6 protein-coding genes are annotated in these 11,852 nt (G+C 56.1%); all 6 read right to left on the reverse strand.

Annotation, left to right across the window (positions count from 1 at the left end):
• Positions 1-22: 22 nt before the first annotated feature.
• Entirely contained in the window at positions 23-811 is a 789-nt protein-coding gene (locus tag BMW84_RS13845) for an ABC transporter permease (protein WP_091069372.1), read from the reverse strand.
• Positions 804-1,730, reverse strand: a complete 927-nt coding sequence (locus BMW84_RS13850) for an ABC transporter ATP-binding protein (RefSeq protein ID WP_254772983.1) — start codon at positions 1,728-1,730, stop codon at positions 804-806. The genes BMW84_RS13845 and BMW84_RS13850 overlap by 8 nt, the downstream gene beginning before the upstream one ends.
• A 140-nt stretch (positions 1,731-1,870) precedes the next feature.
• The gene (gltB, locus tag BMW84_RS13855) at positions 1,871-6,466 is read right to left on the reverse strand and encodes a glutamate synthase large subunit (protein WP_091069377.1); all 4,596 of its coding nucleotides are present in this window, start codon (positions 6,464-6,466) and stop codon (positions 1,871-1,873) included.
• Between the two features lie 365 nt (positions 6,467-6,831).
• The gene (locus tag BMW84_RS13860; protein WP_091069379.1) at positions 6,832-8,208 is read right to left on the reverse strand and encodes an ABC transporter permease; all 1,377 of its coding nucleotides are present in this window, start codon (positions 8,206-8,208) and stop codon (positions 6,832-6,834) included.
• Positions 8,195-10,642, reverse strand: coding sequence for a COG1361 S-layer family protein (locus BMW84_RS13865; RefSeq protein ID WP_091069380.1), 2,448 nt, complete (start codon positions 10,640-10,642; stop codon positions 8,195-8,197). The genes BMW84_RS13860 and BMW84_RS13865 overlap by 14 nt, the downstream gene beginning before the upstream one ends.
• A 3-nt stretch (positions 10,643-10,645) precedes the next feature.
• Complete coding sequence (locus BMW84_RS13870; RefSeq protein WP_254772984.1) at positions 10,646-11,383, reverse strand: ABC transporter ATP-binding protein; 738 nt, start codon at positions 11,381-11,383, stop codon at positions 10,646-10,648.
• Positions 11,384-11,852 lie beyond the last annotated feature (469 nt).

An 11,852-nucleotide genomic window follows, 5' to 3' on the forward strand; every position in this document is an offset into this window, starting at 1 on the left:
ATCTCCCGCTTTTGCCCTTTTTTTAGGTGGAGGACACGTCTCTTTTGCAGAAGACCAGCCAGGATACGGCCATAAACACCACATAATAGACGGCCAATACGCCAATGGAGAAGCCTAGGCTTACGCCGCCCGGGCCCGTGTCGGACAAGATGTATCCGTTCAGATTCATGTGCGGGAAAATCAAAAACTTCGCCCAGCTGTATCTTTCCGGATTCAGAATGGCTGTAATAATGTCTCCGGCGAACGTAATGAACAAGGACAAACCGATCGCCAGGCCGCTCGCCCGGAATACGCTGGAGACCATAAAGGCCAGCGTCGCGATGATGAACAGCCAGACATATTGGCAGAGCAGCACCAGGAAGGAATATTGCGCCGGCGTCCAAGACATATTCGAGCTCGTATCCGCATGGGACGAAGAGAAAATCAGCGAAGCGGTCAGCCCCACAGCCACAAACAGCGCCGACCCCAACAGGCTGAACAGCACCATGGAGATATATTTGGACAGCAAAATTTTCGAACGGCTCCATGGACGGATTAGCAGCAGCTTGATCGTCCCCCAGCCGAATTCGCCGGCTACCGCATCCGATGCAATAACGACCGTAAAGATCATGTTCATCAGAAAGGCAACCGAAGCCGTAAGCTGAAAGCTGTCCCACATGCTGATATCCTGCTCACCGGAATTACCGGTAATATAAATCAGCAGCGGAAACAGAAAACTGATCAGCACCAGCAGAAACAGCATGATCCATGTACGGAGCCTGCTGTAAATCTTGATATTCTCATTATGTATGAGAGCGGCAAAACTACTCAATGCCTTCACCTCCTGTAATTTCCAGGAATTGATCCTCAAGCGAGCGGGACAGCTCGCGGATCGCATACACCTTGACGCCTGCCGTGACCAACCGGACATTGATGTCGGCAATCTCCTCGCGGGTCGCTTCGACCACTACACCTTCCTCCGTGGAGCGGCCGCGGCCGATAACTTGAAATGCTGCCTGCGGATCGCTGACCTCAAAAAGCGTCTCGCCAACCGGCAACGCTGCGCCGGCCACCGCTTTAAGCTGCTTCACTTCGATCAGGCGCCCGTTCTGGATAATGGCTACCACATCGCACATCAGTTCCATCTCGGAGAGCAGGTGACTGGAGACAAACACCGTTGTCCCTTCGGTCTGGCACAGATGACGCAGATAATCGCGCAGCTCGCGGATGCCCTGCGGGTCGAGGCCGTTCGTCGGCTCGTCCAGAATCAGCAGCTTAGGACGGTGCAGGAGCGCCTGGGCAACACCGAGGCGTTGGCGCATCCCGAGGGAATAGGTTTTTACCTTGTCATGGATGCGTTGTCCCAGCCCGACCAGGGTTACCACTTCGTCAATCCGCTCTTTGGTGACGCCCGGGAACATCCGCGCATATTGCTTCAGATTCTGGTACCCGGTCAAAAATTTGTACATCTCGGGATTTTCGACAATGGCGCCGACCTGGGCGACCGCCTCCTCGAAATGATCCTTAATGCTTCGTCCGCCGATTAAAATATCCCCGCTACTGATCGAGATCAGGCCGACCATCATGCGAATGGTAGTGGTCTTGCCCGCTCCGTTCGGACCGAGAAACCCGAAGATCTGACCTTGCGGTATGTCCAGCGTCAGATTGCTGACCAAGGTTTTGGAGCCGACTTTTTTGGTGACGCCCATCAGACTGGCCACGGGCTTTTCCACTTCTGCCGTATTCGGCATACCTGCACTTCCTTTCATTCTGTTTATTGTTTTGAAAAAAGAGGGACTTCATTCCTTTCCTTCCAGAAAGATGAAGTCCCTCTTTACTACGCGCTTTGGCGAGTTGCGTTTCAGTTATTTAAAGCGAAGCTGCGGCACAATTATCCGCCGACGCGGGCAAGCTCGCGCATGTTGGCTTCGAAAGCAGCCATCATGGCGGCTTCGCCGGTCATGCCGGCATCTTCTACCTTGCGGATCTGTTCCAGCATCCGTTTGTAATCCTTCGGAATGACGCGAACGAATTTCGGAAGCGCTTCGTCCCAGGCCGCAAGCACGCGCTGGGCCGCCCGACTGTCCGTATATTCCGCATGGCGGGCAATCATGCCCTGCACTTCGGCAGCTTCCGCTGCATCCTCAATGCGCTCCAGCAGCACCATTTCCAGGTTGCAGCGTTTGACGAACGTATTGTCCGGATCGTATACATACGCGATACCGCCGGACATCCCTGCCGCAAAGTTGCGTCCCGTCGTTCCGAGAACGACGACGCGGCCGCCGGTCATGTATTCGCAGCCATGGTCGCCCACGCCTTCAACAACGACATTGACACCCGAGTTGCGGACGGCGAAACGTTCGCCGGCAATCCCGCTGATATACGCCTGGCCGCCGGTGGCCCCGTAAAATGCCGTATTGCCTGTGATGATATTGTCTTCGGCGGCAAAGGTTGCCTTCGGCGACGGCTTCACGATAAGTTTGCCGCCCGACAGGCCTTTGCCGAGATAGTCGTTCGTGTCGCCTTCAACGCTAAGCGTAATGCCCTTCGGTACGAATGCCCCCAAGCTTTGGCCGGCCGAACCGGTGAAATGCAGCGAGATCGTATCTTCCGGCAATCCGGCTGCGCCGTATTTGCGCGTCACTTCGCTGCCAAGAATCGTGCCGACGGCACGGTTCACGTTCGTGATCGGCAGAGATGCCTCCACCTTCGCGCCGGATTCCAGCGCCGGCTGCGCCAGGCCGAGCAGCTTCGAGATATCCAGCGTCTCTTCCAGGCCATGGTTCTGCCGCTTCGTATTGTAACGCGTGCTGCCTTCCGGCAGCTCCGGTGTATGCAGCAGGCCGCTCAGATCGACGCCATGTTTCTTCCAGTGATCCGCAGCAAGAACCGCGTCCAGGCAGTCCGTGCGTCCGACCATCTCTTGAATGGTGCGGAAGCCGAGGCTAGCCATGATTTCGCGCAGATCCTGAGCGATAAATGTCATGAAATTCACGACATGCTGCGGATCGCCTACGAAGTTCTTGCGCAGCTCCGGATTTTGCGTCGCCACGCCAACTGGACAGGTGTCCATCTGGCAGACGCGCATCATGATGCAGCCGACCGCTACGAGCGGTGCGGTGGCGAAGCCGAATTCTTCGGCGCCGAGCAATGCGGCAACCGCCAGGTCGCGGCCGCTGAGCATTTTGCCGTCCGTCTCCAGCACGACGCGGTCGCGCAGGTTGTTCAGAATCAGCGTTTGATGGGTCTCAGCGAGGCCCAGCTCCCATGGAAGACCGGCATGACGGATGGAGTTCATCGGCGATGCGCCGGTGCCGCCGTCGTAGCCGCTGATCAGGATAATGTCGGCCCGGCCTTTGGCAACGCCTGCGGCAATCGTGCCGACGCCCACTTCAGATACCAGCTTGACGTTGATATTGGCGCGCGGATTCGCGTTCTTCAGATCATAGATCAGCTCCGCCAAATCCTCGATCGAATAAATGTCATGATGCGGCGGCGGCGAGATCAGGCCTACGCCGGCCGTCGAACCGCGGACTTCCGCAACCCAAGGATACACCTTGCGGCCCGGCAACTGTCCGCCTTCGCCCGGCTTCGCGCCTTGCGCCATTTTGATCTGGATTTCATCGGCGTTCACCAGGTAGTGCGACGTTACGCCGAACCGGCCCGACGCCACCTGCTTGATTGCGCTGCGGCGGGAATCGCCGTTGGCATCCGGAATGAACCGCGCCGGATCTTCCCCGCCTTCGCCCGTGTTGCTCTTGCCGCCGATGCGGTTCATCGCGATGGCAAGCGTTTCATGCGCTTCCTTGCTGATCGAACCGAACGACATCGCGCCCGTCTTGAAGCGTTTTACAATCGACTCTACAGGCTCTACTTCTTCGATCGGAATCGGTCCGCCTTGCGGAACCAGCTTCAGCATCGAACGCAGCGTCTTGTAGTTCTCGCTTTCGCCCTGAACCAGCTCGGTATATTTCTTGAACATCTCGTAGTTGCCGCTGCGGACCGACTGCTGCAGCAGATGAATCGTCTGCGGGTTAAACAAATGCTCTTCCCCGTCGCTGCGCCATTGGTATTCACCGCCGGAATCCAGCACTTTGTCGCGGCCGTCCTTGTCGCTGAAAGCGCGGTTGTGGTGCATCAGAGTCTCCGCAGCGACTTCTTCCAGGCCGATGCCGCCGATACGCGACGGCGTCCAAGTGAAGTAACGGTCCACAAAGTCCGCGTTCAGGCCGACGGCCTCGAAGATTTGCGCGCCGCGGTACGACTGAATCGTGGAGATCCCCATTTTGGACAAGATTTTCACGACGCTCTTCGTCGCCGCTTTAATATAATTCTTCACGGCTTTCTCATGCGAGATGCCGCGCAGCAAGCCTTGGCCGATCATGTCGTCGAGGCTCTCGAACGCCAGATACGGATTGACCGCGCTCACGCCGTAGCCGAGCAGCAGCGCGTAATGATGCACTTCGCGCGGTTCGCCGGATTCGAGCAGGATGCTGACTTTCGTCCGCGCTCCCGAACGGATCAGGTGGTGATGCAGGCTGGATACGGCCAGCAGCGCCGGAATCGCCGCATTCTCGCGGTCAACGCCGCGGTCGGACAGAATCAGCAGGTTATGCCCTTTGGCCATGACGCGGTCAGCCGCTTCATTCAGGCGCTCCAGCGCAATGCGCAGTCCCTCTGCACCCAGCTCGGCCGGGAACAGAATCGGAATGGTCATCGCCTTGAAGCCGGCCCGGCGCACGTGGCGGATCTTCGCGAAATCCTCGTTCGAGAGGATCGGGGAATCCAGCGAGATCTGGCGGCAGCTCTCCGGTTCAGGCTTCAGCAGGTTGCGTTCCGGACCGATCGCGGTTGCCGTCGATGTGATCAGTTCTTCACGGATCGCGTCAATCGGCGGATTGGTAACCTGGGCAAACATCTGTTTAAAATAGTTGTACAAGCGCTGCGGACGGTCGGACAGCACCGCAAGCGGAGCGTCGTAACCCATCGAGCCTACGGCTTCCTGGCCGGTGGAAGCCATCGGCTCCAGCACCTTGCGCAAGTCTTCAAACGTGTAGCCGAACGACTGCTGGAGCTGCTGCACGTTGTCATGCTTCGGATTCGGCAGCTCCGGCGCGTCCGGAAGCTGGTCAAGCCCGATCAGATGCTCATCCAGCCACTGACGGTACGGCTGCTCCGAGGCAATGGAGGCTTTAACCTCTTCATCGGAGATGATCCGGCCCTGCTGCGTATCGACCAGCAACATGCGGCCCGGTCTCAGGCGGTCTTTATAAAGCACGTTCTCCGCCGGGATATCGAGTACGCCGGCTTCGGAGGACAGGATGATCAAATCGTCTTTGGTTACATAATAACGGGATGGACGCAGACCGTTACGGTCGAGAATCGCCCCGATTTGCACGCCGTCCGTAAAGCCCATGGCGGCAGGGCCGTCCCACGGCTCCATCAGCGTGCTGTGGTATTCATAGAATGCCTTTTTGCTGTCGTCCATGCTGTCATGGCCGCTCCAAGGCTCAGGTACCATCATCATCGCCACATGCGGCAGGGAACGTCCGCTCAAATACAGGAATTCGAACGTGTTGTCGAACATCGCGGTATCGGAGCCGTCCGGGTTGACGACAGGTTTGATTTTGCTCAAATCTTCGCCGAACACTTCGCTCTTGAACAGCGATTGGCGGGCATGCATCCAGTTCACGTTGCCGCGCAGCGTATTGATTTCGCCGTTGTGGATCATGAAGCGGTACGGATGCGCGCGTTCCCAGCTCGGGAACGTGTTGGTGCTGAAGCGGGAGTGGACGAGTGCAATCGCCGATTCCAGCGCTTCATTGCGGAGATCGAGGTAGAACTGTCCGACTTGTTCAGTGGTCAGCATGCCTTTGTAGACAATCTTTCGGCAGGAAAGGCTGGACACATAGAAGCTTTCGCCTTCCTCGGCTCCGCCGTAGCGGATCGACAATTCGGCGCGTTTACGGATAACATACAGCTTGCGTTCGAAATCCAGATCGGTCTTCAGGCCGGCGGAGCGGGCAATGAATACTTGACGGACATAAGGCTTGGCGGCCTTGGCCGTTTTGCCCAGCATTTCGTCAAAGGTCGGCACATCGCGGAAGCCAAGCACCTGCTGGCCTTCCTCGGCGATAATCTCGCTCAGCAGAGCCTCATGGCGGGAACGGATTTCTTCGTTATGAGACAGAAAAAGCATGCCCACGCCATATTGGCCTTGCTCCGGCAGTTCAAAGCCCAGCTTGCTGGCTTCGGCGGCAAAGAAACGATGCGGAATTTGCAGCATGATGCCCGCTCCGTCGCCGGAATTCGGTTCGCTGCCTTGGCCCCCGCGATGTTCCATGTTAAAGAGCATGGTCAAAGCGTTGCTTACGATCTCATGGGACGGTTTGCCCTTAATATGGGCGACGAATCCCATGCCGCAAGCATCTTTTTCGAACTGTGGATCATAAAGGCCCTGTTTGCCGGGCAGTTCAGTGTGTCTCATCTTACGCAACCTTTCTGTTATGAAATAGACGCTATCTTCGCAAGAAGCGGCTGCGCGTCCTTCGACAAAAGGCGGCATCCGCTTCTCAAAAAATATCCAAGGAAAATATTTCAGAGACAATCTAAATAATTATTCAAGCCAGATTGGTTATATAAGTTTATCATCGACCTGACATGAGCGCAATTTAAAGTTTTTTATGAGTTTGATTAATAAATGTTTTTACGGTACAGCTTTAGTGTATAAAAGTGTAAAAAAACTTTACGGTGCATAAATATGCACCGTAAATGAATAAGCCCTTATTCAATGGAAGCGTTTCAAACGCGTCTTTTTTCTATTAACTGTCATTCTTTCGCAAAAATCCGCCTTTATTCCGTCTTGATTGCTTCCAGCGCGCTCAGCTTCATCGCTCTGCGGGCCGGATAGAAGCCGGAAATCAGCCCGACCGCCGTGGCAAAAACTACCGAGGAAACCATCAGCCAGGTGGGTACGACGGAGATATGTGCTGCAGCGGCCGAAGGATCGGCCATGCCCATCCCCATTCCGCCCCCGCCCAGCGAACCCATGGCGCTGCCGCCAAAGCGGTTCAGCAAGTAGGAGGCGGCAAGGCTGAACAGGAGGCCGAGCAGGCCGCCCATAAAGCCGAGAAAGCCGGCCTCCAGCAAAAACAGCTTGCGGATATCCCCCAGTTCACAACCCAGTACCTTCATGATGCCGATTTCCCGGGTCCGCTCATAGATCGACATGACCATCGTGTTGGTAATCCCGATCGCCGCGACCAGCAGCGAGACGGCTCCGATGCCGCCGAGAATCATCTGCAGCGTTTTGGAGGTCTCCTGCATCCCCTTCAGGACATCCGTCAGCGCACTGGTTCCAAACCCCAGCGCTTTGATTTTGTCGCGCACCGGTTCCACGTCCTTCAGGTCCTCTACCTGAACAATAGCCGTTTGATACCCTTGCTGCTGCTGTCCCATTCCTGCGAAGGGAGAATTTTCGGTTTTCGCGTTCTCGCGGATCAGCTTCTGCAGATGGTCAAGGTTGATATAGACCGACCAGTCTTTTTCGTTCTGCGTTTGGGCAAGCACCCCCGCTGCCTTGATTTTGTACAGCGGCGCCACCTTGGCGTTATCGCTGCCTCCGCTTTGTCCGTCCGCTGTCGTTGGCTTCTTATCTCCGTAGCTCATATCGAAGGTCATCTGCAGCTTCTCGTTCATCAGGTCGACCGGCGGAATCGGCGTATACCCCATCGTTGCCTTCGGATTATAAAAACTGGTGGGGATTTGCGAGCCGAATACGAGATCCAGCGTATCGGCGTTCTCCAGGATTCGGCCTTCGGCGATTGGAAAATCCAGCTTGGCCATCGCATCCGGACGGATGCCGACCAGCGAGAGATAAGCGACATTTTTGCCCGCAATCAGCTTGGCAGACGTCTGGATGAGCGGCGTCGCGACCGAGACGCCCTTCAACTCCGACATGGCGCGAATCGCCTTGTCGTCCAGTTTGGCGGCGCCGCTTCCGCCGCCCATGCCCTGTGAAACCCCGGCGTCGGGATAGACATTGATCAGCGTAAGGCTGCCCATTTGGCTGACCTGCTGTTTGAAGCTTTCGTTCATGCCGATGCCAAGCGAAAGCATGACGACAATCGCTGCCGTACCGATCACGACGCCGAGTATGGTCAGAAAGGAGCGCACCTTGCTGCGCCAGAAGTTAATCAGCGCGAGTCGGACCGAATCAAAAATCGTCATCCAGTTCAAGCTCCTTTCGTCTCCGGCGGCGGGAGCGCAGCTTCAGTCCGGTAACTACGCCCGCGATTGCCACCAGGGCGACCGCTCCGTAAATCCAGTATTGGCGCAACTTGCTTTGGCTTCCTCCTTCCAGAGGCTGCTCCGGCATCTGGCCGGACGGATCCGGCATCTGCGGCATTTCCATCACATTCACGGTAAACGGCTTGCGGATTTCGCTGCGGTTGCCGGAAGCATCTTCAAAGGCGAACACCACATTGCCCGATAATTCTCCGGCGGCGTTCGCCGTGATCGACGGCTGGAAGGAATCGCTACGGCCCGATGCGAAGTTCCCGACATAATAACTGCCGTTGGCGCTTTGGAAGCCGTCGCCTTCCACCGTAACCATCAGATTATATAGAATGGCCTTGCCCATATTGTAAAAATCGAGCGACAGCGGCACCGGCTGCCCGACATACGCTTCGCCGCCCACCGTTACCTCGCCGGCCGTCAGCCGGTTCTCCTGCACGACCGGCAGGCTAACCGTTTCCTTGGACGTAAACGGGTTGCCCTTGGCATCCTCGTATTCCAGATTCAGCGACAATGCATACACCTTCGCCTCGGCGTCCGGTTTGGCGCGTACGGTCAGCTTCTTCTGAAGCGATGCTCCCGAAGGAAGCGAATCGATGTAGAACGTGTTGCTGCCGTCTACGGTAAACGTACCGTCTTCGGACATGACGGTCAGCTTGATGTTCCCAACGTTCATCATCCGGCTCGTATTCAGCAGCGTGACATCCACGGCTGCTTCCTTGCCCGCGGGCACCTGGGACGGATTGATCGCATACTGGCTCACGATAATCCGCGGCACCGTCTTCAGCCCGTCCGGCGACCCGGAAGCCGGCTTGCCCTGGACGTAGACGCCCACGTACTGCTGCAGCGTATTTTTCACGGCTTGGCCGTTCTGCATCACGTCATATTCCACCGTAATCGACACCGGGTAGTTCCGTGTGACGGCATCGGGAGCGACGGATAACTTGAAGCTCAGGTCTTTGCTTTTTCCCGGAGCCAGCGTCGGAAGAATGACATTGCTTAGCGTAACGGGAATCAGCTCTTTATCGGTCGTGACGCTGACTTTCACATTCTGCGCCTTGACGCCGCCGCCGTTAACCACGCGGAATCCAACCGTAAATTTGTCATTCGGCAGCATCACCGAATCCGGACCGGTAAGCTTGTCGATGACAACCGCGGCCGGAGAGGCCCCCTCCGTCTGGCGGACCGGGATGAATACCGTGCTTTCATCGCTGACCGCGGTGCCCCCGTCATCCTTGTAGTCCAGCTTGACGCCGAGCGGCTGGCTGCCGCCGGTCAGGCCGGACGAGGCGACGAGATTGAACACTACTTCCTGCACGGCTCCTCCGAACAGCGAAGAAATATAACGGGAACCCGTATCGCCGTCCAGCGCAAAGCCGTCCGATTTCAGTCCGGTCAGACTCACGCGCACGCCGCTCGCTTTAAAGCTTCCGTCATTGGATACGCGGACGGTCAGCTTCAGCTTTTGGCCGGGAATTGCCTCCTGCGGATAGTTGGAAATTCCCGCTAGCGAAATCCGGACCGGAACGTTATTGTTATTGACTTTGAGATACAAACTTTCCGACGCGGTAAACGAATCGCCTGAACCGTTATTAAACGTATAATTCAGTTTCATTGTGTAGACGCCGGCTTGCGCGTCGCTTCTGAGCTTTAAGGCGAAGGATACGGCCTTGGTTTCGCCCGGATTGACCCAGCCAAGGGTTTGAACCAGATTGGCCATCCCCGGTTCAAACGGGATTTTCCCCGCTTCACCCGGATCAAGCGTGACGGTGATGTTGCTTGCCGCATAAGGCGACGTGTTCTTGATCGGCAGCACGAGCTGCATCGTGCTTCCCGCCTCGCCGGTCGGGATGTCGCCGCCGGTAACGGAAAGCCGGGGTACGTATTTTGAGGTATCTACCGGAATGGGGGCAGGCGTCGGGGAAGCTTCCGGCACGGTAGGCACCGCCAAATCAACCGTCACACTTTGCTTGGAGACCTTGGTGCCGTCCGCCAAAAAGCTTAGCGTGAGTTTTTTCCCGCTTCCGCTGTAAACGAGGGGAATGTCCACGGAAAATGTGGAGGCAGAGATATCCGAGACCGCTGCTTTCACGTCGAAGATATTCGAATTTTTCCCATAAAACGAACTCGAATCTTCAATTTGCAAGGAAAGCGATGATCCCGGGGTGGCGGTACTGTTGTTTTTAATGTTCAACCGCAGCGTGATTTCATCATTGGGATTGATTTGCGCGGTGTTTCCTTTGATGATTTTGTAGTCTGTCACCGTGTACGAATAAGCAGACACCGGGTCCGCCTGGATTGTTTGCCGTCCGAACGGGGCGAGTATGCATGCGATAATAAGAAGAAGTGCGGTAACCTTGAATTTCATTCCTTAACCCCCGAATGTTTCGTTTTGGACAATAATTTCCTGGATGCTGCCGTCGATGATGCGGATGATCCGGTCAGCATGCCGGGCCAGCTCGTTGTCGTGCGTAACCATAACAATCGTCTGATTGTTGCGCCGGGCCAGCGTTTTCATCAGCTCCATGACCTCCAGCGTCGTTTTGGAGTCCAGGTTGCCGGTCGGCTCGTCGGCAAAAATAATTTGCGGCTTCGCCGCGAACGCCCGCGCAATTCCGACCCGCTGCTGCTGCCCGCCGCTCATCTGCGACGGCTTATGCTTCTCGTGCGAGGATAACCCGACCGCCGCCAGCAGCTTGCGTGCGCGCTTCTCCCGGGCAAAACGCGGCACGCCCTTGAAAGTCAGCGGCAGCGCTACATTCTCCAGCGCATTCAGCGCCGGAAGCAGGTTATACGATTGAAAAATAAAGCCGAGGTAATCCTGGCGGAAGCGGGCCAGCCGTTTTTCCGACATGGCACTTACCACTTGCCCGCGGATTTTGACCGTGCCGCGCGTCGGCTTTTCCAGTCCGGCCATCATATTCAGCAGTGTCGATTTACCCGAGCCCGAGGTGCCCAGCAGGCAGCAGAACTCGCCCCGGCGGATGCTTAAGCTGATGCTGCCGAGGGCCACGACCTTCTCCCCGCCGATCCGGTACACCTTGCGCAGATCGGTGATTTCAATAATGGGCTTGTCCGCCTGTTCCGCGGACGGTTGTTTGCCGTTCAAGCGCATCCTCCTTTGACTTCCAATTCTTAATTATTATACGGGCTGTGCGATTGGGTTTTGTTGCATTTTGTTTGCTTAAGCATTTCATTTTTTTAACCGGTTGACGGCGTTGGCGCTAACGGACCTGAGAGGCGCTATTTCCGAAAAATACGGTGTTTCTGTACTTAACGGACATCAGCGCCCTTATGTTGCTAAAAAAGGTGTAATCCCCCTCCGAAGGGTCCCAATAATGGCGCTCAGGTCGTAAGTAAATTTTAGCTAGGCGAGGAACAGATGATGGAGAAGGAAATGGTGCCGTTTTCTTTTAACAGCACGTCTACTCTCGCAGATCCGCACAGTCTCGTATTTCTTGCGCTCACAATGAGCTTACGCCGGCAGAAGCGGCGATATAACTGAAATAGCCCTCATAAAGTGAGGGTTAGGCTTCTAATAAACAGGTACTCGGCGGGGAATCCGTAAAACTATAAAT

The sequence above is a fragment of the Paenibacillus sp. NFR01 genome, from assembly GCF_900111565.1.
Classification (GTDB): domain Bacteria; phylum Bacillota; class Bacilli; order Paenibacillales; family Paenibacillaceae; genus Paenibacillus_AQ.

Coding starts and splice junctions, on each gene's coding strand:
- BMW84_RS13860 (WP_091069379.1), bottom strand. CDS start 8,208: ATGACGATTTTTGATTCGGTCCGACTCGCGCTGATTAACTTCTGGCGC.
- BMW84_RS13865 (WP_091069380.1), bottom strand. CDS start 10,642: ATGAAATTCAAGGTTACCGCACTTCTTCTTATTATCGCATGCATACTC.
- gltB (WP_091069377.1), bottom strand. CDS start 6,466: ATGAGACACACTGAACTGCCCGGCAAACAGGGCCTTTATGATCCACAG.
- BMW84_RS13850 (WP_254772983.1), bottom strand. CDS start 1,730: ATGCCGAATACGGCAGAAGTGGAAAAGCCCGTGGCCAGTCTGATGGGC.